The sequence below is a fragment of the Pseudomonas sp. A-RE-19 genome (genome assembly GCF_019956555.1).
Taxonomy (GTDB): domain Bacteria; phylum Pseudomonadota; class Gammaproteobacteria; order Pseudomonadales; family Pseudomonadaceae; genus Aquipseudomonas.
In genome coordinates, this window is sequence record NZ_JAHBDQ010000018.1 from 26,282 (window position 1) to 49,278 (window position 22,997).

Consider the following 22,997-nt stretch of genomic DNA (forward strand, 5'->3'; position numbering starts at 1 on the left):
TGACGGTCTATCATCCAACATTAAAGTCGACTGACCCACTGCAATCGCGGGCAAGCCCGCTCCCACAGCGATTGTGTTATCTCAAGCAGCGCGCTCATCCCCGGGATTGCGCTCAAAGTAACGCTTGTACTCCCGACTGAACTGCGACGTGCTCTGATACCCCACCCGATGCGCCACCTGAGCCACGCCCAGGCCTTCGCCCAGCAACAACTGCTGAGCCCTGAGCAAACGCAAACGCTTCAAATACTGCACTGGCGACAACAAAGTGCTGCGTTTGAAATGCTCATGAAACGTCGACGCGCTCATGTTCGCGCAACTGGCCAGGGTCTCGACGTTCAGCGGCTCGGTGTAATGCGCGTGCAGATGACTCAGGGACGCCGCGATCCGGGCGAACTGCCCCTGTTGTTCCACCAGCGCCCGCAACACATCGGCTTGCGGCCCCCGCAACGCCACGAACAACAATTCACGCAAGCGCGCCGGGCCCATGATCTGGCACTCCAGCGGATCGTGCAGGCAGCGCAACAACCGTTCCACGCAACCGCGCATGGCATCGTCGAGCACTGCCGAGGTCATGGACTCGGGTGTCTGCGCAGGAACAGTGCGCCCCGGCGACAATCCCATGGCCAGCACCAACTCACCGAGCATCACCCGGTCAATGGCGATGGAAACGCCCAGCATCGGGCCATCTGGAGCCGAAAACGTCTCGCATTCGAAGGGTACCGGCAACGCCTGAATCAGGTAATGCCCGGCACCATATTCAAGCGTACGAGGGCCCAGATAGGCCAACTTGCTGCCTTGGGCGATGATGACCAGGCTTGGCTCGTAGATTTGCGGGCCACGGGCCACATCACAACTGGCCCGCAAAACCTGCACCCCCGGCAATGCGGTGGGTGCGAAACCATCGCGAACAGTCAGCGGCTGAATCAGCGAAACCAGGGTGGCATTGGCATCGAGATGACGGGTCAACAACATGAGGGAGCTCTTCACAAAAGAAGTCACAAAAGAAGTCACAAAAAAAGTCGCGAAAAAAGGGATGAAAGCATCATCGCAGGTCTGAACGCCAATGCGACCCATCAACGGTGCATGCCGGAGGATTAGGCATGACACCCGGAGGAATCGCCATGGCCGGTAACCCGTGCGGCGCCCAGAATGGCTCGCCTCACCTGTCACTGCTTTTGCGAGGTTCACCATGTACACCGCCATCGGATACGCCGCTCAGTCAGCCACCACTCCCCTCGCCCCGATGAAATTCGAACGCCGCAGCCCGCGCGCCGACGACGTTGCGATCGACATTCTCTACTGCGGCGTCTGCCATTCCGACATCCATCAGGCACGCAACGAGTGGGGCATTGCGGTTTACCCACTGATGCCTGGTCACGAGATCGTCGGAAAAGTGACCGCCGTTGGTGCGAATGTGACCCAACACAAAGTCGGCGATCTGGTCGGGGTCGGCTGCATGGTCGACTCGTGCCGCCACTGCGAAGCCTGCAAGGCGGATCTGGAGCAATACTGCCTGGAAGGTCCGACCATGACGTATGCCACCCCGGACCGGGTCGATGGCAGCAACACCATGGGCGGTTACTCCGACAGCATCGTGGTCAGCGAGCACTTTGTCGTGCGCATCCCGGAGAAACTCGACCCGGCCAGCGCCGCGCCGATTCTGTGTGCCGGCATCACCACCTACTCGCCGCTCAAGCACTACGGCGTCAAAGCAGGCGACAAGGTCGGGATTCTCGGCATGGGTGGCCTCGGCCACATGGGCATCAAGTTCGCCAAGGCAATGGGTGCTGAAGTGACGTTGTTCACCCGCTCGGCGAGCAAGGCTGAAGAAGGTCGTCGTCAGGGCGCGGACCACGTGATCGTGTCCACCGATGCGGAACAGATGAAAGCTGCCGCCGGGCATTTCGACTTCCTGCTGGACACTATTCCGGTGCAGCACGACCTCAACCCCTACCTCGATACGCTGCGTTTCGACGGCGTACACATTCTGGTGGGTTTGATTGAACCGGTCGATCCACCGGTCCACGCGGCCAAACTGGTATTGGGTCGTCGTGTGCTGGCCGGCTCGCTGATCGGCGGCATTGCCGAAACCCAGGAAGTGCTGGATTTCTGCGCCGAACACGGCATCACCTGCGACATCGAAATGCTCGACATCCGCCAGATCAACGAGGCTTACGCCCGCATGATTGCCGGTGACGTGAAGTACCGCTTCGTGATCGACATGGCGACGCTGAAAGTCTGATCAGACCCGCTCGACTTATACCTTCAAGCCGAGCTCCGCCGACAGCCGGGCTGTGACTCCTTTGATCAGGGGAATCAGCTCGGCCATTTTTTCCAGCGGCATGTAGGGCACGGTGCTGGCGATGCTGATACCGGCGACGATGCGCTTGCTGGCGTCACGAATCGGCGCCGCCACGCAGCGGATCGACGGTTCGTTGTCTTCCAGGTCGAAGGCGTATCCACCGGCCACGTATTCGATCATGCGCTGTTGAAACTGCTCCCAGGATTGCTCCGGGTGCTGCGGCCAGAACTGATTTTTCCCACCCACCGGCAAGCTGACTTCGTACAGCCGTTGCCACTCTTCCTGCGAGTCATCGAGCATCAACGCCTTACCGATGCCGGTACGCGCCAATGGCATGCGATGGCCGACCCGCGAGCGCATTTCCGGACCGTTGCGTCCTGGATTCTTGAGCAGGTACAGCACCTCGTCACCTTCGCGAATCGCCAGGTGAATGGTGTCGCCGGTCAACGCCGACAACTCATCCAGATACGGCCCGGCCAACGTCACCAGCGGCAGCTCTTCACGTGCCTGGAAACCCAGCTCGATCAGTTTCGGCCCCAGCAGATAACCGACTTGCGGCACCACCCGCAGATAACGCTCGTCCACCAGGCAGCTGGCCAGGCGATGGGTGGTGCTGCGCGTCGTGCCGATCAGCCGGGCAATTTCCTTGAGATCGCGGGCGCCACTGGCCACGGCCTGAACCACACCCAGGCCACGAAGCAGTGTCTGGGTGCCGGTCGGCGCGGCGTCCTTGGCGATTTTTGGGGCGTCTTCCTGCATATCCAGCCTTTACCGTTGAGCGAGTGAACGGGCGGCATTATGGTCGCCCGACGGCTGCGACTACAACTTGATACGCTCGACCTTGCCCACCAGCAACACGTAGGAAAGCGCACCCAACAACGCCAGAACCGAGATATAGGTAATCGCTGGGGCAAACGAATCACCGGAGGCGAGGAAACCGATGACGATCGGTGTGGTAATCGCCGCCAGGTTGCCGATGAAATTGAACACGCCACCGGTCAGTCCAAGCAACCGCGCCGGGGCCAGGGTCGACACCAGCGACCAGGTGATCGAGGCCAGGCCATTGCCGAAGAAGGCCAGTGCGAGGAAGGCAATCACCAGCGGCGTCGACTCGACGAAGTTGGCGCCGATGATCGAGGTGGAAATCAGCAGGCCGCCAATGATCGGCAACTTGCGGGCGAAACCCACCGTATAGCCGCGACGGATCAAAAAGTCCGAGAAGAACCCCGAACACAGCACGCCAACGAAGGCCGCCAGAAACGGTAGCGATGCCAGCAAGCCAGACTTGATGAAGTCCATGCCGCGATATTTCACCAGGTACGTCGGGAACCACGTCAGAAAAAACCACAAGGTCGAATTGAGGCAAAACTGGCCGAGGTAAATGCCCCACAACTTGCGCTTGCTCAGGACAATCCCGAGATCGACCCAGCTGAATTTCGCCTTGGCCTTCGCGGTTTCAGCCTGGATATCCACCAGCCCGCCACCCTCGCGGATCAATTCGATTTCAGCGTCATTGGCGCCCTTGAAATCCCGTGGTTCGCGATACACCGCGTACCAGATCACCGCCCAGATAATGCCCACCACGCCGGTGCTGACAAACACCATGTGCCAGCCATATTGGTGTTGCAGCCAGGCGAGTACCGGCGTCAGGAACGCCAGGCCGACGAACTGCCCGGAGGTGTAGAAACCAATGGCGGTGGCGCGTTCGCGCTCGGGGAACCAGGTCGTCACCACGCGGCTGTTGATCGGATAGGCCGGCGCTTCCAGGGCACCGACGGCCATGCGCAGCACGAACAGCGCGATGAAACTGGCGGCGAAGCCGAGCATCACCGTGGCCAGCGACCACAGCAGCAAGGCGACGCTATACAGAATGCGCGGCGGCACCCGATCCACCAGCCAGCCGCCGGGGATCTGCATGGCGGCGTAGGTCCAGCCGAACGCAGAAAAGATCAGCCCGACATGGATCGGATCGATGCCCAGATCGCTGGTCAGCGCCGGAGCGGCAATGGACAGGTTGCTGCGGTCCAGGTAGTTGATCACCACGGTGATGAACAACAGGACCATGATGAAAAAACGCTTGCGACTGGGCGTCACCAACGACGCCTGCCCGGTGAGGGTTTGCGGTTGCATGGGGGGTGCCTCTTCTTATGTTTATTGAGGTCGTGGAACGAACATGAACGCGGATCTCCTCTGCCTGGAGATCAAACCTGTGGGAGCGAGCCTGCTCGCGATGGCGTCTTGTCAGTCACATCAATGTCGGATGTACCGCCATCATCGCGAGCAGGCTCGCTCCCACAGGGGGCGGTGTTGTGTCAGCCACTCACCACTCGGCAAAGCTGCCATCGGCATGACGCCAGATCGGGTTGCGCCAGCGGTGGCCGACGGCGGCGCGTTCGATCACGTATTCCTCGTTGATCTCGATGCCCAGGCCCGGGCCGTTGGGGATTTTGACGAAGCCCTTGTCGTAGTCGAACACCCGTGGATCCTTCACATAATCGAGCAGGTCATTGCTCTCGTTGTAGTGAATGCCCAGGCTCTGTTCCTGGATGAACGCGTTGTAGCAAACCGCATCCAGTTGCAGGCACGCCGCCAGGGCAATCGGGCCCAACGGGCAATGCAGCGCCAGTGCCACGTCGTAGGCTTCGGCCATGTTGGCGATCTTGCGGGTTTCGGTGATGCCGCCTGCGTGGGAGGCATCCGGCTGGATGATGTCGACGTAGCCTTCGCTGAGCACCCGCTTGAAGTCCCAACGCGAGAACAACCGCTCGCCGAGGGCAATCGGTGTGCTGGTCAGCGGCGCCAGTTCTTTCAGCGCTTCGTAGTTTTCGCTGAGCACCGGCTCTTCAATGAACATCAGTTTGTACGGATCGAGTTCCTTCATCAGCACCTTGGCCATGGGCTTGTGCACCCGACCATGGAAGTCCACGCCGATGCCGACATTCGGGCCGACCGCATCGCGCACGGCGGCGACGTTGGCCAGGGCCAGGTCGACCTTCTCGAAGGAATCAAGGAATTGCAGTTCTTCGGTGCCATTCATTTTCACCGCTGTGAAACCACGGCTGACCGCTTCTTTCGCAGCGCGTGCGGTGTCCGCCGGGCGATCACCACCGATCCACGAATAAACGCGGATCTTGTCCCGCACCTGACCACCCAACAGATCGCTGACCGACACCCCCAGGGCCTTGCCCTTGATGTCCCACAACGCCTGGTCGATGCCGGCCAGGGCGCTCATGTGGATCGCGCCGCCCCGGTAGAAGCCGCCACGGTAGAGCACGGTCCAGATGTCTTCGATGTTGCGTGGGTCTTTGCCGATCAGGTAGTCGGACAATTCCTCAACCGCAGCAGCGACAGTGTGCGCGCGGCCTTCGACCACGGGCTCACCCCAACCGGTCACGCCCTCGTCGGTTTCGATTTTGAGGAAGCACCAGCGCGGCGGAACGATGAAGGTAGTGAGTTTGGTGATTTTCATCTCTCGTACTCTCTTTTTATTAATGCAGCTCTTATAGATGCAGCGCTCACAGCGCCAAAAAGTCTTAACGCAGAGCGTTCCATGCAGCGACATACGCCTTGGCGTTTACTGCCACTTCCTCAGGTGTCATGCCCGGTTTGAACAACCCGGACCCGAGGCCGAAACCTTTGACGCCGGCCTCGACAAACACCTGCATGTTGTCCGGCGTAATCCCGCCCACCGGCACCAGCACCGTCCCTGCCGGCAACACCGCCAGCCAGGCTTTCACAACGGCGGGCCCCATTTGTTCGGCCGGGAACATCTTCAGCACATCCGCCCCTTCGGCCAATGCTGCAAAGGCTTCGGTCGGCGTCGCCACGCCCGGCGACAGAAACAGCCCTGCGGCCTTCGCCGCGCGCAACACCTTGGCATCGCTGTGGGGCATGACGATCACCTGGCCACCCGCCGCTTTCACTTGCTCAACCTGTTCCGGCGTCAACACCGTGCCCGCACCGATCAGGCAATCGGCGGGTAAGGTACTGCGCAGGATGCGGATACTTTCGTACGGCTCGGGGGAATTAAGCGGCACTTCGATGACGCGAAATCCGGCCGAATACAGGACTTCGCCGACGGCTGCCGCTTCTTGCGGACGCAGGCCACGCAGGATCGCGATCAGACCGTTTTGTGCCAGTGCTTGCTTGAGCATGTCAGACCTCCAGTCAGGTTTAACGGGATGGGGGTGTCGTGATCAGTCCGGCGGCGACCGCCAACTGCCACAACCCGCGTTCGGTGGCCTGTTCGGCCAGGGTCACCCGGGCAAAACCGCAGGCGTCGAGTGCCCGGCTGTAGCGGGCGCAGAGTTGCGCGTTTCCGATGAGGATGATCGAGGGCAGGTGCACGCTGTTGCGCCGACGCCGCTGAACGTTGGCCAGCGCCGACAGCTCATGGCCGATCAACAGACCGGAGAGATAGTCCGGTTGCGCGACGGCACTGAGTTCACCGGTCAGCCCCAGACTGCGGGCGCTGAACAACGTCGACAGCGGCCCGATCTCGCCGTCCGCCGACAGGGTCACCCGCACGCCACGATCAAACGCTTCGCCATCGAAGGACATGCCGCGCTGCTGAGTGCGACCGAGAATGCTGTGCTCACTGAGGACGGCGAAGATCTCGCCGGTCATGAACGTATCGAAATGCACGATGCAGCCGTCGGCCACTTCCACCCATTTCGAATGACTGCCCGGCAGGCCGATCAACAGATCGTTGCCCGTCCCGCTCGGCAGATTCTGCAATACGCCGAGGACTTGGGTTTCCTCGCCGCGCATCACGTTCGGCAAGCGCGAACGCTGAATCACGCCCGGCACGATGTGCACATCGACACCGCGAAGACTGCGAACGGTTTGTAGGGAAGTTCCGAGATTGGCGACGTTCGCCGGCGTGTCGCAATAGGCCGCTTCGCGCCAGCCCTGAGCACTGCCAACCATGCCGCAAGCAATCACCGGCAAATCGGGCTGCGCATCGAGCCAGTCACCGCAGGCCTCATCGAAGGCCAATTCAAAACCGTCGGCGCATTCCTGGCCGGCGATGATTCGCGGCGTCTTGGGCAGTTGCATGATCCCGGACGACAGCGAGCGCTGTTCCAGCACCTGGCCACCGAAGCCGAGTTTGTAAGCACGTAATGAGGTTGTCCCCCAATCGAGCGCGATCAATTGCGCCAGCATCGCTTCACCTGTTTTGTTTTTTGGCAGTGAGTGAGCTGGACTATAAACCTGAACGAAGGAATATCTCAATATATAAATATCAATCCCACATAATGGGAGGTGGCAAAAAAATCGCAGCCTTCGGCAGCTCCTACAGATTCGATGTACGACGCAATATCGCGGTCGAACACAATCCCGTGCAGGAGCTGCCAAAGGCTGCGATCTTTTAGGGGATCAATTACCCTCGGCAAAATCCCTTAACACCGCCCCATCCATCCGATACCGCACCCACTCTTCCTGCGGCTGTGCGCCCAGCGATTTATAGAATTCGATCGCCGGCTTGTTCCAGTCCAGCACGCTCCATTCGAAACGGCCGCAATCATTGGCGCAGGCGATTTTCGCCAGGTGTCGCAGCAAGGTTTTACCGGCGCCGCCGCCTCGTTGTTCGGGAGTGATGTAGAGGTCTTCGAGGTACAGGCAGTTGCTACCCAGCCAGGTGGAATAGCTGAAGAAGAACACCGCAAAACCGATCGGCAAGCCGTCGCGCAGGCAGATCAGGCCATGGGCTGTGGCGCCTTCGCTGAACAGGCTGCGCTCGATGTCGGCGACGCTGGCGATGACTTCGTGGCGGGCGCGTTCGAAGTCGGCCAGTTCAGTGATGAACGCGAGGATTTGCGGAGCATCGCTGGGGGTTGCCGGGCGGATTTCGATCGTCATGGACGTGCCTTGTCAAAAGTTGAAAACGCCATACTAAGTCCGCGCACGGCGCTCGTCACATTTGAAAGCAAAACGTCATGTAGCATCACTGTTTTGTGGCGCTTTGTACGAACGGGGCTGTCTGTGGGATCAGCGTGGCTGGGCTGGCGTCTTCGCGGGCAACCCCCAATGCCAGTCAGTTAAGGATAAATCGGACCTGTAGGAGCCAGGCTTGCCGGCGAAAGCGCACTCAAGGACGCCTTCGCCGGCAAGCCTGGCTCCTACGAAAGGCGGTTTGCTCGCTTAACTGACTGGCATTGGGGCAAGCCCGCTCCCACAGGGTGCTCATTGATCACAAAAAACCGAGTCGAATCCAAGGAGCTCCATGACCACCGCCGCTTTCGCGCCTCTGCACACTCTGGCTTCTGAACTGCTCCCGCATGCCCTGGAACCTGGCGAGGACGGCGCCCATGACCTGTCGCACTTGCAACGGGTATGGCACAACGTGCGCACGCTTCATGCCGAGGAAGGCGGAGATCTTGAGGTGATGCTGGCAGCCGTGCTACTGCACGACTGCGTGGCGGTGGAGAAAAACTCGCCGCTGCGCTCACAGGCATCACGGCTGGCGGCGCAGAAAGCTTCAACAGTGCTGATAACCATGGATTGGCCTGACGCAAAAATCACAGCGGTCGCCCACGCCATCGAAGCCCACAGTTTCAGCGCCAACATCACGCCCACCACCCTCGAAGCGAAAATCATCCAGGACGCCGATCGCCTCGACTCCCTTGGCATGCTTGGCGTGGCGCGTACCTTCTACATTGCCGGGCGCATGGGCAGTGCGTTGTACGACCCTTTGGACCCAGAGGCCAAAGAACGGGACTACGACGACAAGCGCTTTTGCCTCGATCATTTCCAGACCAAGTTGCTGCACCTGGCGGACGGTTTCCAAACGACCACCGGTCAACATCTGGCGCAAATTCGCCATCAACGTCTGAAGGGATTCATGGAGCTGTTCAAAGAAGAAATAGGTGTCGACTGATCAGCCAGAACGGCACCACTCGTCGTTCCTCAGGCACCAATCCAGGTCGGGGATGGACCAATATCGGGTAAGGGCTCGCCGATGCGAGCCTGGTGCAATACCCGTCCATCCCAACCAAGAGGTAACCATGAACGTCGATAAAAACCTGGAGAAAGAAGTCCTGACCCGCCTGCTGCACGCCCACCCAAGTGGCTTGGGCAAAGAGGTTCTGGACAATTACCGGGGGGAGAAAGTCGTGGCCAGCACCCTCGCCACGCTGCAGGAGCGCGGGCTGATCCAGCACGGTCATGTGATCTGCAACGAAGCGGGTGAGCACTCGTTGAGTTTGCCGATCAAACTCAGTGCCGCAGGGGTTGAGGCGGCGCGCAAGCTGGATGTCTAACCGTGTAGGAGCTGCCGCTTTGCCTTTGGATTCGAAGATCGAAAGATCGTCCGAACACGACCCAAGCCTTCGCCAGTTCCTACGGATACACACCTGAAGCAAGGAGAAATCCCATGCCTCGTGGAAGCAAAGACAAATACACCGCCGAGCAGAAACGCAAGGCCGAACACATCGAAGAAAGCTACGAGCACAAAGGCGTGTCCAAAGATGAAGCCGAAGCTCGCGCCTGGGCCACGGTGAACAAGCAGTCGGGTGGCGGTGAACGCGCCGGCGGTTCCGGGCGCAAGAAGTCGGCCAGCGCCAAGTCTGCAGACCGCAAGGAGTCGGCCCGACGTGCGGTGGCCACCCGTGAAGGCAAGCCGCGCAATAGCAAGGCTTCGCGCAATACGCAGACAGTGGACAGCCTGATGAAAGAAGCCCGGGCGAAGAAGATTCCGGGGCGCTCGAGCATGCGCAAGCAGGCGTTGATCGAGGCGTTGTGCAAGGCCGGATAGACGTCCGGATTTGATGGTGAGTTTGAGGGCCCCATCGCGAGCAGGCTCGCTCCCACATTGGATTTATGCCTGCCGCCAATAGTGCGGTTCACACGAATCAACTGTGGGAGCGAGCCTGCTCGCGATGGCGGTCAATCAGGTGCCATAGGTCTCCCGGATCAACGCATCCACCTCAGCCGCCCCCGGCGAGGTCGCCGGCCCCCAGCGAGTGACCGCCAACGCCGCCGCCACATTCGCCCGTCGTGCCGCTTCGACTGCCGTTAATCCGTGCGCCAACCCGGCGACAAAAACGCCCGCATGAGCATCCCCCGCGCCATTGCTGTCCACCGCCTCGACCTTGAATCCCGGCACAGGCTGGTGATCGCCATGCTGGCTGATCCAGCACCCTTGCGGCCCATCGCGTACCACCATCAACACTTCGGTCGGCAGATGATCAGTCAATCGATTCAACGCCTCGGCAATGTCCGTCGCCCCGGTAAACCGCAGCGCCTCGACACGGTTGCTGGTCCACAGATCGATGCGTGGCAACAAGGCCTTCATCAGCGGCGCGTCCGGCGAATCCACCAGCGGGCCCGGATCGAACACCACCTTGACTCCGCTCGGCAAATCCAGCACCCAATCCACCAGCACCTGAGCCTTGCCGCCATGCAGCAGGCTGTAGCCACTGACATAGACAAAGTCGCCCGCCTCTGCCGGCACACTTCTGAGGTCTTCGGCGGTTATTTCGCCTTCGGCACCGATGCAGGAAATGAACGTGCGCTCGGCTGAGGCTTCGGTCAGCGCGACGCACACTCCGGTATCGCGCTCGGTGCTCTGATCGAGGGCAATCCGAATCCCTTCAGCCGTCATCGCCTCCCGGGCCAGATCGCCGAAACGGCCCTTGCCATGGCCACCGAGGTAGACCACCGGCAAGCCGTTTCGCTGGGCCGCCGCCATGACATTGAAGCCCCCGCCGGCCTCGAAACGGGCAGACTGCGCCAGCACATCGCCGCCCGAATGAGGCAGTTTATCCACGGCCATGACCAAATCGATCATGACCTGGCCGGTGTGCAACAGCTTAGCCATGGGCAGGCTCGAGCAACCCGGCGCGGCGGTCCTTGGCACCGCCGAGCACCCCGTAAATACCACCGGCCACCAGGAACGTCACGATCCAGCCCAGGCCGTTGTGACCCAGCCAGGAGTCGGACAAAAAGCCCCGGAACCAGACATCTTGGTCGGTGGTGCCGATGGTGGTGAAACTGAAGCCCAGCACGATCGCCACCGCCCACGCACCGAAGGCGCGCCACTCGACGCCACCGCGATACCAGTAGGCGCTGCTCGGGCTGACGTCCAGCAGGTCCTTGGGGCTGTAGTAATGACGATGGATCAAGTCGATCACGAAGATTCCGACCCACGCTGTGATTGGCACGGCCAGCAAGGAAATGAAGGTGATGAACGGGCCGTAGAAGCTCTCGGCGATCAGCATGAAGTAGATCGAACCGGCGAAGATCGCGACGATATCGACCACCACCGCGTACAAGCGCTTGACCTTCAGGCCGAGGGTCAAGGTAGTCAAACCGGCGGAGTACACCGACAGGTTGTTCGACAGCAGCAGCCCGCCGAACGCGGTGATCAGGTACGGCACGGCCATCCAGGTCGGCAGCATGTTGCGGATCGCAACGATCGGGTCAGTGGCCGAGGCCAGATCATTGTTGCCCACCGACAATAGGCCGCCGAGGGTGATCAGCAGCACCAGCGGAATCCCCGCCCCGAAGGCCGCCGACGCCACCAGACGCACGGCTTTGACACTGCGGTGCTGGTAGCGCGACATGTCCGCACCGGCGTTGGCCCAACCGATCCCGGTGCCGGCGGCCATGGTGCCGATGCCAATGATCATCGCGCTCAAGGGCGCTGGCGTGGCGTTGAACACGGCGCTCCAGTCGATGGTCGCGCAAAGGAAACAGCCGACCAGGATATTCAGTGCACCGAACACGTAGGTCGCCCATCTCTGGATCACCAGCAACGTGGCGTGACCGAGGCCGGATACCGACAACGTCAGCAGCACGAAAATCGCGATAAACACCAGGGTCAGCAGCGGCGCGCTTTTGGCTTCCACCGGCGAGCCGAACAGAATCGAGCACAGCGACAACAAGACGAACGCGGCGGTGGTGGTGTTGACCGTTTCCCAACCCAGACGCGACATCAGCGAGACCAGCGTCGGGCCGATGTTGCCGCGTACGCCAAAAATTGCTCGCGACAACGTCAGGCTCGGTGCGCGACCACGACGACCGGCAATGGAGATGATCCCGACCACCGCGAAAGAACCGGCGGCACCGAGGATGGCAACGATGATCGCCTGCCAGATCGCCAGGCCGCGGAAGGCCACCAGCGTGGCGCCCAACGGCAAGCCGAGGATGGAAATGTTGGCCGCAAACCAGACCCAGAACAGTTGCAACGGATGACCATTGCATTCCCCTTCCGGCACCGGTTCGATACCACGGGTTTCCAATTGCCCGGCACTTTGCCCGGCTTTCGATGAACTCATGAAAATTGCTCCTTGCAATTATTGTGGTTGTGGCCAAGACAGACTCAGATCGACACCCGTTGTAGGAGCTGCCGAAGGCTGCGATCTTTTGATCTTTGGCGGTCGTCAGATTGCCAAAAATCAAGATCAAAAGATCGCAGCCTTCGGCAGCTCCTACGGGGGGTGGTGTTACTCAGCGCAGCGCGAGGAGTCCTTGCACCAACGGTTCCAGCTGCAAATCATTTACCGCTTTAACCTGCTCGATCATCGCCACAGGCCAACTCTCAAGACCCAGACAAGCCCCGAGCATTGCACCCAGAATCGCCGCGATGGTGTCGGTATCGCCGCCCAGACTGGCCGCCATGCACAGCGCTTCGAAGGCCGTCATTTTCCCGATAGCCACTTGCTGAGCCAGCGCAAACGACACCACCACCGATTCCTGTGACGCCACGGAAGTGCCGATCACGTCGTACATCAAGTCCGCCAGCAACGCCTTATCGCTGTCGATGCTGATGCTGCGCGCCCAACGGATGCGCGAGGCGATACGTCCGCCGGCAACCCAGTGGCCATGACCTTCGGCTTGTTGCGCGATTTGCAGGCCCAGGCTCAACGCCTCACCCAGGTGCATGCCGTTGATCCCGGCGGAAACCACCGCCGCCACCGCCGCCGCGCTGGAAATTCCCAGCGAGGTGTTGTGAGTGACCTGACAGGCTTGCACCACGGCGCGGATGAAACGCTCGGGATCGGCCACATCGGCGGCAATCCCCACCGGCGTGATGCGCATTGCCGCGCCATTGGTGGTGCCGTAGCGCCCCGCCTCCTCTGGCGAGTAGCCGGCGAGAATCATCTCGATCGCACGTTTGGTCGATGGGCCGAGTAAATCCTGCGAGCCCTTGGCCCGCATTCCGGCTTCCCATTCGATCAATCGTCGGGCAAGCACCGTCGGTTCGATCCGGCCCTCGCCGTCAATCAACAACCGGCCGATCAGGATCGCCTGTTCGGTATCGTCAGTGATCGAGCCTTTGGGCATGTTCGCGGCGATCGGTTGATCCGGGCCAGCGTCTTGCAGCTCCGTGATTTCGCCGAAGCGCGCCTTGATCTCGGCGCGGCTCAGGGATTGGGTGGGCATGCCCAACGCATCCCCCAGGGCCAGTCCGTAGAACGCACCGAGGGCATGGTCGAGCGCAATCATTTTGCAGTTCCAATTTGCAGGTGCAGACGAAAATGCACCGGATCGAGCAGGCTTTCGACTTGTTCCATGAAACGGTTCTGACGGTCGTAAGTGGTGCGCAGGGCCTTGAGGAACACCGTGCCCTCCGGGCGCCCGAGCAGTTTGGCGTCTTCGGCATTCAAGGGTTCGGCACCGATCCATTGATCCCCATGCTCGCCAATGTAGCCGTAAGCGGCCAGGGTGATGGTCAGGGAATCATCGATCAACCCCACTTGCGGCAGGCTTTCCAGACCTCCGGTGGCGGGCATCAATGAACGTTCAAGAGACACCAGCGTGCCATCGGTACTGCGGCGGCGCCGGTCGAGCGTGATGAACTGATCGGTGCCGAAACGTGGTAGCAAGTCAGGACGGGACACGGCCTCCAGCCGCAGCACTTCAGTGTTGATCAACGCCCCGTTGTCGGCCAGTGCCTTGCCCCAGCCGTTGCGTTGATCGAGCACCACCCCGTCGTAAGTGACGATGGAGCCCACCGCGCTTTGCGTGGCGAGGTCGTGGCGTCGTTTCAGTTCGACCAGCGCTTCACGCAATGTGCCGTGGCTGACCTTGAATTCTTGAGCCAATCGATGTTCGCCCGGCAATAGAATACCGTCCTCTATGAGGCCGCTTTCGATGCGCCGGATGAGCTCGTCGCTCACCTGTTGTTTCTTGTCAATTCGTAGCGGTCTAATCATGTACACCTCGGGTGTACCCTCATAGCTGAAACGGGTTGGGGCGAGCAAGGAATATTTTGTGAAAGTGGGTGAAGGATGCGGGTTCAAAATCGACCGCTCTGCGGTCAATCGCGAGCAGGCTCGCTCCCACAGGGATCTGTCGTGTAGATAAATCTTGTGCGCGACACAGATCAACTGTGGGAGCGAGCCTGCTCGCGATGGCGTCGTCACATTCAATCTCAATGTGTCAGACAGCCCACTCCCACAAGGAAAATCAGCGTTGTTTCAGTCGGTCGATCACCACCGCCAGCAACAGGATCGAACCGCGAATCACGTACTGATAAAAGGTATCGATATTCTTCAGGTTCATCGCATTCTCGATGATCGCCAGAATCAGCACCCCGGCAATCACATGCCGAATCATCCCGATCCCACCACTCAGCGATACCCCGCCGAGCACGCAAGCCGAGATCACTGTCAGCTCGAAACCCTGGCCAATCATCGGCTGACCGGACGTCATGCGCGACGCCAGAATCACCCCAGCCAACGCACCGATCACACCGTGCACGGCGAAGATGATGATCTTGGTCCGGTCAACATTGACCCCGGCCAGCAACGCCGCTTCCTGGTTGCCGCCGATGGCCATGGTGTTGCGCCCGTAGGTGGTGTAATTCAGCAACCAACCGAAAAACAGGAAGCAGACGATGGTGATCAGAATCGGCACCGGCACCCCGAACAACTGGCCGTTACCGAACACGAAAAACTGCTCCTGGGACACGCCCACCGCTTTGCCGTTGGCAAAAATGTAAGCCAGGCCGCGAACGATCTGCATGGTCGCCAGCGTGGTGATCAACGCATTGACCCGCAACTTGGCGATCACGATCCCGTTGATCAGCCCGACAATCAGCCCCATCACCAGCGCCGCGCTCACGCCAAGGAACACGCTGTCGGTGTCGCGCATCACCACCGCCGCGACCACGCCGGCGCAGGCAATCACCGAGCCCACCGACAAGTCGAAATGCCCGGACGCCAGGCAATACAACATGGTGCACGCGGCAATCCCGGTGGTGGAAATCGCCAGGCCCAGGCCACGCATGTTCAGCGGCGACAGGAAGTTGTCGATCAGCACGGTGCAGAGCACGAAGATCCCGATGGCCGCCAGCAGCATCACCCAATCATCGAGAAAACGCCGCAAGTCCAGAGGTTTGCGCGGGGTTGGCAGAGCGTTGTTTTGGATGGTCATAGTCACCTCTCAGTTTGCCACGTCGGCAGCGCGTTGGCGTGGCAACGCCAATTGCAGCAGGTTGGATTCATTGGCTTGTTCGCGGGTCAGTTCGCCGCGCATCGCGCCTTCGCAAAGCACCAGGATGCGGTCGGAAATGCCCATGACTTCCATCAGGTCGCTGGACACCACAATCACCGCGATGCCGCTGGCGGCCAGGTTATGGATGATTTGGTAAATCTCCGCTTTTGCACCGATGTCGATGCCACGGGTCGGCTCGTCGAGCAGCAGGACTTTCATCGGCATCGACAACCAGCGACCGAGAATCGCCTTCTGCTGATTGCCGCCGGACAGGTACATGATTTTCTGCGCCGCGTTGGGCGTCTTCACCTTCAGCGCCTTGATCTGCTTGTCGGCGTTGCCCTTTTCCCACAGCCCGCGCAGCAGGCAGCCGAAGGTGGAATGAGCGCCGCGGGCGCTGATATTGATGTTCTCGGCGACGCTTGCGAGCGGCATGATGCCCTCCTTCTTGCGGTCCTCGGGGCACAGCAGAATCCCCGCCGCAATGGCATCGCGTGGCGAACGCAATTTCAGTTCATGACCGCGCAACTCCAGGCGCCCGGCAGTGTTGCGCGTGAGCCCGCTGAGCATCCGGAACAGCTCGGTACGCCCGGCGCCGACCAGGCCGAACAGCCCGAGAATTTCGCCCTTGTGCACCTCGAAACTCACCGGTTCTCGCAAGCCCGGCCCCAGTAACCCGTCGACCTTGAGCGCCACTGCGCCACGCGGACGACTGCGGTAATCGTAGATGTCCTGAATGTCGCGACCGACCATGCAGGTCACCAACTGATCGTGGGTCAGCGCGCTCATGTCCTCGAAGGTGCGCACGAAACGACCGTCCTTGAACACCGTCACTGCGTTGCAGATGCGGAACACTTCTTCCATGCGATGGGAGACGTAAAGCACCACTTTGCCTTCGTCGCGCAGGCGGCCGATGATCGCCATCAAGCGATCGATTTCCCGGGCAGAAAGACTGCTGGTGGGTTCGTCGAACGCAATCACATGCGCCCCACGGGACAACGCCTTGGCGATTTCCACCAATTGCCGCTGGCCGAGGGACAAGCGCCCGACTTTCTCTTGCGGGTCGATTTCATCGGCCAGGCCTTTGAGGCAAGCCAGTGCCTGTTGCCGCAGAGCGCCGCGATTGATCAGGCCGAAACTCGCCGGCAGATGGCCGAGAAACAGGTTCTCGGCCACGGTCATTTCCGGCACCAGGTGCAGCTCCTGATGGATCACCGCGACCCCGCTGCCAATGCTGTCGGCGGTGGACTTGAAGACCATGGTCTGCTCGCCGATCCGCACATCGCCGCTGCTCGGTGTGTAAGCACCGCCAAGGATTTTCAGCAGCGTGGATTTACCGGCGCCGTTCTCGCCCATCAAGGCATGAACCTGCCCCGGATGGGCGACGAAGCTGATGCCGTCCAGTGCCTTCACCCCGGGAAAGGTCTTGCCGATCCCGTTGAAGCGCAGGCTGCCGCCAATGCTCTGTTGATCTGTCTGTACTTGTGCGTGCATAAACCCACCTCATCACACCGATCAGGCAACCCCGTCGCCAGGGTCGCCGATGAAATCAACCGCGCCTCAGTTCCACAGGCCGATCTTTTCCAGTTCCTGCTTGAAGTTGTCGCGCGTGATCAGTGTCACGTCGTCCATGGCGGTGTATTTCGGCGGTTCTTTACCGGTGGTGACCCACTCGTACATCATGCTCGCGGTGTTGTAGCCCTCGATGTGCGGGCTCGGCAGCATCGAGCCGAAGAAGCCGCTGTTGGCTTTCTTCAGTTCGCCGATGGCGTCGGTGCCATTGATGCCGATGCCGATCACGTTGGTCGCGGCGAAACCGGCGCTTTCGGTGGCACGCACGCCGCCCAGCACAGTGTTGTCGTTCATCCCGCCGATGATCAGGTTTTTCGCCCCGCTCGGGAGCTTCACCAGCGCCGAGTTGGTGGCGTCCATGCTGCCGGGTACGTCGAGGGTTTTCAGCGCCGAAAAGAGGATGTGGTCTTTCGGCAGGCCAGCCTCTTCAAGGGACTTGGCCGAACCGTCGGTGCGTTTCTTGCCGGTGTCGAGTTCGTTGTAGGTGTTGATCACCGCGTACGTGTCTTTCCAGTCCCAGCCGCGTTTTTTCGCTTCGGCGGCCATGGCGGCGCCCTGCTTCTGGCCGACTTCGAAAGCTGCCATGCCGAGGTACGGCACGTCCTCCATGAACTTGCCGCTGGCATCGACGAAGCGGTCATCGACGGCGATCACTTTCAAACCGTTGAGCTTGGCCTTGGCCATGATCGCAGGTCCCAGGGACACGTCCGGCGGGCAGATCACGAAGCCCTTGGCGCCGTTGGCCGCCAGGCTGTCGATGGCCGAGAGGGTTTTCTCGCCGTCAGGCACGGCGATCTTGATGAGGGTGAAGCCCTTGTCCTTGCCGGCCTTTTCGGCGAAGGCCCATTCGGTCTGGAACCAGGGTTCTTCCGCTTGCTTGACCAGAAAACCGATCTTCACTTCCTCGGCCGCCAGCAAGGTGCTGCTCAGGCTGACCGCAGTGACCGCCAAAGCGGCACAGCACAGGGAACGGATCCCACGACGACGTTTCATAAGCTGACTCCTTGTTATTTTTTTTGAGCGTTATTTGAAAGCCAATACAGCGGTCAAAGCCTGCAACCAATAGTCATATCGTATGATGATTGGATTTCAGACGTGGTTTCGCGCCAGAAATCCAGATTATTCAGTCGTGGTACATCACCGAGCGCCCACCATCGATGGTGATGCACGAGGCGTTGATAAACGGCGCTTCATCACTGGCCAGGAACACGGCGGTCATCGCCACTTCAATCGGTTGGCCGATACGCCGCGGTGGATGCAGGTCGAAGGCCCGCTGACGTTCGGCATGGGGGTCGGCAAAACCGTTCCAGTAATCGACGTTCAATTGGGTTTCGATGTAGCCCGGCGCGATGGCGTTGACGCGAATGCCCTTGGGTGCGTATTCGATGCCCAGGGCGCGGGTCAGCCCGAGCAAGCCATGTTTGGCCACCGGGTACGGGAAGCAGCCAGGAATGATGTGAGTGGAATGGGTCGAGGCGATGTTGATGATGCTGCCGATGCCCTGCTCGATCATTTGCGGCAATACGGCTTTGCAGCCATACCAGGCGCCGTCCAGGTCAATGGCGAAGCAACGATGCCAGTCTTCTTCGGTCATTTGCAGCGGGTCGCGGAACACGTTGACCCCGGCGCAATTGACCAGCACGTCGATTCGACCGTGAAGCTCGATGGCCAATTTGGCCATGGCGTGCAGGTCTTGCTGGCGCGACACGTCGGCCTTGATCGCCACGACATCCGCGCCTTGTTCACGCCAGTGGGCCGCGACTTTTTCGACTTTCTCGACCTGGATATCACTGATGATCAGCCTGGCCTGCTGAGAGGCGAAGGTCGCGACAATCGCTTCGCCGATCCCCTGGGCAGCGCCGGTCAGCAGCACGACCTTGTTTTTCAACCGTTCGCCCTTGGGCGGTTCGGGCACCGGTGGCAAGGAAAGAGGTTCAGCCATGGATCAACACTCCTGTTTGAAGGCACGACGAAAACCGGACATCTGTCGATGTCCGGTCAAAACGCTTTTGGGAATAGGCAGGCAGGCGCGAAAACGCCCGGGCGCCGAGGCGGCCTGAAGCACTGACTCCGCAAGGGAGTACGGTGGAATATCGCTGCATCACTTCACCTGTTTTGTTTTTTTAAGTGTGAGTGCGTGTAACTGATGGAGCCGACTATAAACCCGACCGCCAAATAATCTCAATATATAATTTCACATCCCATATTTTGGGATTTATCCAGCAAATCGCTGACAGGGTTTTCCGGGCACATCCACTCGAATCGATAACAGCGCGCCGTCCAATGGGTGGTTCAGCGGGCTTGCGGCGCTGGTGATGTACAGGGTCTTGAAGTCTTCGCCACCGAACACGCAACTGGTGGGACGGCTGACAGGCAGTTCGATCACCCGATCCAAATAACCGTCCGGGGTCAGTCTGAGCAGACAGCTGCCATCCCAACGGGCATTCCATATGTAGCCCTCGGCATCCATCGCGGAACCATCGGGGCCGCCACGTTCATGGGGGCCGAACCAGACATAGGCGGTGTCCAGGTTGCCGTCGGCATGGATGAAATACCGGTAAAGCGTGCTGTCGAGGCTGTCGGCGAAATACAGGGTTGTTCCGTCGTCGCTCCACAGCAATGTGTTGGGAATGCCCAGCCCACGGAGCAATGGCGTGACCCGAGCATCGCGGTCGATACGAAACAGACCACCCGAGCGGTGCACGATGGGCAAATCTTCGCCCTGCTCGCCGATATTGTTTTGCATGGTGCCCAGCCAGAGCCGGCCCTGAGCATCACAACGGGCTTCGTTGGCGCGATTGCCGGGTTGCGGATCGGCCACGCAGAGCAAGGTCAGCCGAGGCTCCAGGCCTGGAGAATCCAGGTCCAGCCGATAAACCCCACTGCTCAATGTCACCAGTGCATCGCCGCTTTCGCAGGGGATGAACGCGGACACGTGTTCCGGCATCTGCCAGATGTCCACATTGGCGCCGATCAGCCTCAGCGCTTGTTTACCCGCGATGTCTACCCAGTAAAGAGCCTGGGTCGGTGCATCCCAGAACGGCCCTTCGCCGAGTCGCGCACGGTGTCCGGTAACCGCAGTCCACGTCATGAAGCCTCCTTTTTGTTTTGTGTGGGAGCGAGCCTGCTCGCGATGACTGAGTCACATTCGGCATAGATGTCGACTGATCCACCGCTATCGTGAGCAGGCTCGCTCCCACAAGGGGTTCTTTATTGTTAGCTGGCCTTCTTGTCGGCCATGACTTGCGGGTAGAAGCGTTTGATCGCCAGGTCCGCGTTATCGATCAGGGTCATGCAGGCCCACACCCCCCGCGCGGCATCCCGGGCGGCGATGGCGTCGGCCATGTCTTTGTGGATTGGCAAGGTTCGGCGCAGCTCGTCCGGGTCGGCGGCAGACACTTCAAAAGACACGGCCAGCAACGCGCCGAGGGCCGGGACCATTTGTTCGATGAATTGATTGTGGCTGGCGGCGAGGATGCACTCGTGGAAGAACTGGTCGGCGCGGTTGTAATCGATGCCGCTGTCCACGGCCCGCTCCAGCGCGTTATAGGCCTGGAGCACGGCCTGGATCTGTTCGACTGAGGCCCGTTCACACGCCCAGCGCACCGCCATGGGTTCGATAGTGCGGCGCAGGTCGAGCAGGTCATCGACAAAATTCTCCGGCAAGCCACTGCGCGACAGCCAGCCGACGACTTGCGGGTCGAAGAGGTTCCAGCGTCGCACCGGCAATACCCGTGTGCCGACCTTCGGCCCGACTTCGAGCATGCCTTTGGCCACCAGGGTTTTGATGGCTTCGCGGATGACCGTGCGACTGACACCGAGCTGCTCGCCCAAGTCGGCTTCAACCTTGATGGTTTCGCCGGGTTTCACCTGGCCAGCGGCAATCCAGCATCCCAGCCAGTCGACCGTCGACGCATGAAAACTGCTGGACATGGGCACCTCGTCGACCGGTGATAAAAAACGACACGACACAAAGCCGTTCGCGATGGATGCCCACGCTAATCATCATATGATTGAGTGTCAATTGGATTTTTAGCAGGCCCTGCCAATACGGACAGGGCTGTTCGTCCGAATCCTGCTCGAAGCTTTGAACCCATCCACTTTCTAAACTACGGTTAGCCGCAACAGATCAGGCCGTCAGCGATCTGTTCCCCCTTCAAATCCCTATCGACAGGTATGAACATGGACATGGATGCGTCTACGAAGTACCCCATTGTGTTGGTTCACGGTCTTTTCGGCTTCGATAAAATCGCCGGTTATCCCTACTTCTTCGAAATCGAGGAAGCCTTGGAACGCGCCGGCGCTCAGGTGTTTGCCGTCAATATCCCAACCGTCAACGGGAATGAGGAACGCGGTGAAAAACTGCTCGAACACGTCAACCGCATTTTGCTGGAAACGGGAGCCGCCAAGGTCAATCTGATCGGCCATAGCCAAGGCCCCCTGGCTGCACGCTACGTAGCCGCCCTGCACCCGGAAAAGGTCGCGTCGGTCACCTCGGTCAGTTGCCCCAATCACGGCTCCGAGATCGCCGACCAGTTGCATAAGGCACTGACACCCGGAGAGTTGCCCGAAGCGTTGGTACTGGCCCTGCTGGGCGCAGTCGGCACTTTCATTTCCTTGATCAGCGGCCACCCGGAAAACCCGGTGGACGCTCAAGCGGCGTTCGAATCGCTGACCAGCGCAGGATTGGCGGCCTTCAATCGCAAGTACCCGCAAGGGCTGCCAAAGGTTTGGGGCGGGGAAGGCAACGAAGTTGAAAACGGCGTGTATTACTACTCCTGGAGCGGGATCGTGCAGAATTTTCAAAGCCTGCAACCACTCGACCCGAGTCATTTGAACTGCAAAGTGCTGTCACTTTTATTTTATAAAGAGAAGCACGCCAACGATGGGTTGGTCGGCCGCTACAGCTCGCACCTGGGCAAGGTGATTCGCTCGGACTACCCCATGGACCACTTTGACGCAGTCAATCAGCTGGCCGGGATCAACAGTTGGAACGTGAGCCCGGTCAGGCTCTACCTTGAACATGCCGCCCGGCTCAAGAGCAAGGGTTTGTAAGCAAAAAAAAACGGCCCGTTGAAATAACGGGCCGTTTTTCACAGCACAAAAGCACAGTGCGTCACGGCTCAAGCCCGATAGGGAAGAACTCGCCACCGCTCCACACACCCAGCCAACTTTGCCCGTCGATCTCACGGGTTACCGCCAGTTCCACCAGTTGGTAGAACACATTGCGGTGAATCAGTGCTTCAAGATTGGTGCGTACATGCACGTACGGCGCAGGCTCTTGAGTCACCGGGTCGATTACCACGCGCATGGGGTGCTCGGCGCCGGCATCGGCCGTTTCATCGACATTGGTGGTAAAACGCAGGACCTGGGCTTCACCCTCGCCTTCGACCTCCACGGCAATCGCCACGAACGGCGCGTCGTCGACCTTGATGCCAACCTTCTCGACCGGGGTAATCAGGAAGTAATCATCGCCGTCGCGGCGAATGATGGTGGAGAACAGCTTGACCATCGGCTTGCGCCCGATTGGCGTACCCAGGTAATACCAGGTGCCGTCGCGGGCGATGCGCATGTCGATGTCGCCGCAGAAGTCGGGGTTCCACAAGTGGACCGGTGGCAAGCCTTTGGTTTTGGGGATTTGCCCCAACAGGTCGTTGGCTTTTTGCGGGCCACTCATGGC

General features: G+C 60.1%; 23 protein-coding genes. 5 read left to right on the plus strand and 18 right to left on the minus strand.

Translation table 11 applies throughout. From position 1 onward, the window contains the following. Nucleotides 1-81: 81 nt before the first annotated feature. Nucleotides 82-972: an AraC family transcriptional regulator gene (locus KGB14_RS13290; RefSeq protein WP_223487282.1), complete on the minus strand. Its 891-nt coding sequence runs from the start codon at nucleotides 970-972 to the stop codon at nucleotides 82-84. A gap of 217 nt (nucleotides 973-1,189) precedes the next feature. Between KGB14_RS13290 and KGB14_RS13295 the strand changes: the two genes are divergently transcribed. Further along, complete coding sequence (locus KGB14_RS13295) at nucleotides 1,190-2,242, plus strand: NAD(P)-dependent alcohol dehydrogenase (protein ID WP_223487283.1); 1,053 nt, start codon at nucleotides 1,190-1,192, stop codon at nucleotides 2,240-2,242. Between the two features lie 15 nt (nucleotides 2,243-2,257). Here KGB14_RS13295 and KGB14_RS13300 read toward each other — a convergent pair whose 3' ends face one another. From KGB14_RS13300 to KGB14_RS13325, 6 genes are all read right to left on the minus strand, one after another. Then, nucleotides 2,258-3,061, minus strand: a complete 804-nt coding sequence (locus KGB14_RS13300; RefSeq protein WP_223487284.1) for an IclR family transcriptional regulator — start codon at nucleotides 3,059-3,061, stop codon at nucleotides 2,258-2,260. 60 nt (nucleotides 3,062-3,121) lie between these two features. Next, nucleotides 3,122-4,432: an MFS transporter gene (locus tag KGB14_RS13305; RefSeq protein WP_223487285.1), complete on the minus strand. Its 1,311-nt coding sequence runs from the start codon at nucleotides 4,430-4,432 to the stop codon at nucleotides 3,122-3,124. A 190-nt stretch (nucleotides 4,433-4,622) separates the two neighbouring features. Then, nucleotides 4,623-5,771, minus strand: a complete 1,149-nt coding sequence (gene dgoD, locus KGB14_RS13310; protein WP_030131992.1) for a galactonate dehydratase — start codon at nucleotides 5,769-5,771, stop codon at nucleotides 4,623-4,625. A 64-nt stretch (nucleotides 5,772-5,835) separates the two neighbouring features. Next, nucleotides 5,836-6,456, minus strand: a complete 621-nt coding sequence (locus KGB14_RS13315) for a 2-dehydro-3-deoxy-6-phosphogalactonate aldolase (protein WP_223487286.1) — start codon at nucleotides 6,454-6,456, stop codon at nucleotides 5,836-5,838. 19 nt (nucleotides 6,457-6,475) lie between these two features. Continuing rightward, a complete protein-coding gene (locus KGB14_RS13320; RefSeq protein ID WP_223487287.1) occupies nucleotides 6,476-7,468 on the minus strand; it encodes a 2-dehydro-3-deoxygalactonokinase in 993 nt (330 codons plus the stop codon). Nucleotides 7,469-7,681: 213 nt separating this feature from the next. Next, nucleotides 7,682-8,164: a GNAT family N-acetyltransferase gene (locus tag KGB14_RS13325; RefSeq protein ID WP_052964833.1), complete on the minus strand. Its 483-nt coding sequence runs from the start codon at nucleotides 8,162-8,164 to the stop codon at nucleotides 7,682-7,684. Nucleotides 8,165-8,528: 364 nt separating this feature from the next. On the opposite strand from KGB14_RS13325, the gene KGB14_RS13330 reads away from it, so the two are divergent. From KGB14_RS13330 to KGB14_RS13340, 3 genes are all read left to right on the plus strand, one after another. Next, entirely contained in the window at nucleotides 8,529-9,182 is a 654-nt protein-coding gene (locus KGB14_RS13330; protein ID WP_223487288.1) for an HD domain-containing protein, read from the plus strand. Between the two features lie 127 nt (nucleotides 9,183-9,309). Next, entirely contained in the window at nucleotides 9,310-9,564 is a 255-nt protein-coding gene (locus KGB14_RS13335; RefSeq protein WP_223487289.1) for a hypothetical protein, read from the plus strand. 113 nt (nucleotides 9,565-9,677) lie between these two features. After that, the gene (locus KGB14_RS13340; protein WP_223487290.1) at nucleotides 9,678-10,058 is read left to right on the plus strand and encodes a Rho termination factor N-terminal domain-containing protein; all 381 of its coding nucleotides are present in this window, start codon (nucleotides 9,678-9,680) and stop codon (nucleotides 10,056-10,058) included. A gap of 135 nt (nucleotides 10,059-10,193) precedes the next feature. Here KGB14_RS13340 and KGB14_RS13345 read toward each other — a convergent pair whose 3' ends face one another. From KGB14_RS13345 to KGB14_RS13390, 10 genes are all read right to left on the minus strand, one after another. Further along, nucleotides 10,194-11,123, minus strand: coding sequence for a PfkB family carbohydrate kinase (locus KGB14_RS13345; RefSeq protein WP_223487291.1), 930 nt, complete (start codon nucleotides 11,121-11,123; stop codon nucleotides 10,194-10,196). Then, on the minus strand, nucleotides 11,116-12,582 hold the full coding sequence (locus tag KGB14_RS13350) for a purine-cytosine permease family protein (RefSeq protein ID WP_223487292.1): 1,467 nt from the start codon (nucleotides 12,580-12,582) through the stop codon (nucleotides 11,116-11,118). The genes KGB14_RS13345 and KGB14_RS13350 overlap by 8 nt, the downstream gene beginning before the upstream one ends. A 172-nt stretch (nucleotides 12,583-12,754) precedes the next feature. Further along, nucleotides 12,755-13,753 (minus strand): ADP-ribosylglycohydrolase family protein, encoded by a 999-nt coding sequence (locus KGB14_RS13355; RefSeq protein WP_223487293.1) that lies wholly within the window; start codon nucleotides 13,751-13,753, stop codon nucleotides 12,755-12,757. Then, nucleotides 13,750-14,463, minus strand: coding sequence for a GntR family transcriptional regulator (locus tag KGB14_RS13360; RefSeq protein WP_223487294.1), 714 nt, complete (start codon nucleotides 14,461-14,463; stop codon nucleotides 13,750-13,752). The genes KGB14_RS13355 and KGB14_RS13360 overlap by 4 nt, the downstream gene beginning before the upstream one ends. Nucleotides 14,464-14,716: 253 nt before the next feature. Further along, nucleotides 14,717-15,685: an L-arabinose ABC transporter permease AraH gene (araH, locus tag KGB14_RS13365; RefSeq protein ID WP_223487295.1), complete on the minus strand. Its 969-nt coding sequence runs from the start codon at nucleotides 15,683-15,685 to the stop codon at nucleotides 14,717-14,719. A 9-nt stretch (nucleotides 15,686-15,694) separates the two neighbouring features. Further along, entirely contained in the window at nucleotides 15,695-17,239 is a 1,545-nt protein-coding gene (gene araG / locus KGB14_RS13370; RefSeq protein ID WP_223487296.1) for an L-arabinose ABC transporter ATP-binding protein AraG, read from the minus strand. Between the two features lie 66 nt (nucleotides 17,240-17,305). After that, complete coding sequence (locus KGB14_RS13375) at nucleotides 17,306-18,310, minus strand: substrate-binding domain-containing protein (protein ID WP_223487297.1); 1,005 nt, start codon at nucleotides 18,308-18,310, stop codon at nucleotides 17,306-17,308. A gap of 130 nt (nucleotides 18,311-18,440) precedes the next feature. After that, on the minus strand, nucleotides 18,441-19,259 hold the full coding sequence (locus tag KGB14_RS13380) for an SDR family oxidoreductase (RefSeq protein WP_223487298.1): 819 nt from the start codon (nucleotides 19,257-19,259) through the stop codon (nucleotides 18,441-18,443). Between the two features lie 273 nt (nucleotides 19,260-19,532). Next, nucleotides 19,533-20,408, minus strand: a complete 876-nt coding sequence (locus KGB14_RS13385) for an SMP-30/gluconolactonase/LRE family protein (RefSeq protein ID WP_223487299.1) — start codon at nucleotides 20,406-20,408, stop codon at nucleotides 19,533-19,535. 125 nt (nucleotides 20,409-20,533) lie between these two features. Then, entirely contained in the window at nucleotides 20,534-21,250 is a 717-nt protein-coding gene (locus KGB14_RS13390; RefSeq protein ID WP_223487300.1) for a FadR/GntR family transcriptional regulator, read from the minus strand. Between the two features lie 249 nt (nucleotides 21,251-21,499). On the opposite strand from KGB14_RS13390, the gene KGB14_RS13395 reads away from it, so the two are divergent. Continuing rightward, entirely contained in the window at nucleotides 21,500-22,372 is an 873-nt protein-coding gene (locus KGB14_RS13395) for an esterase/lipase family protein (protein WP_223487301.1), read from the plus strand. A 61-nt stretch (nucleotides 22,373-22,433) separates the two neighbouring features. On the opposite strand, the gene KGB14_RS13400 is transcribed toward KGB14_RS13395, so the two are convergent. Further along, nucleotides 22,434-22,994 carry a DUF1285 domain-containing protein gene (locus tag KGB14_RS13400; RefSeq protein WP_223487302.1) on the minus strand — a complete coding sequence of 187 codons (561 nt, stop codon included), beginning with the start codon at nucleotides 22,992-22,994 and terminating at the stop codon, nucleotides 22,434-22,436. Nucleotides 22,995-22,997: the final 3 nt, after the last annotated feature.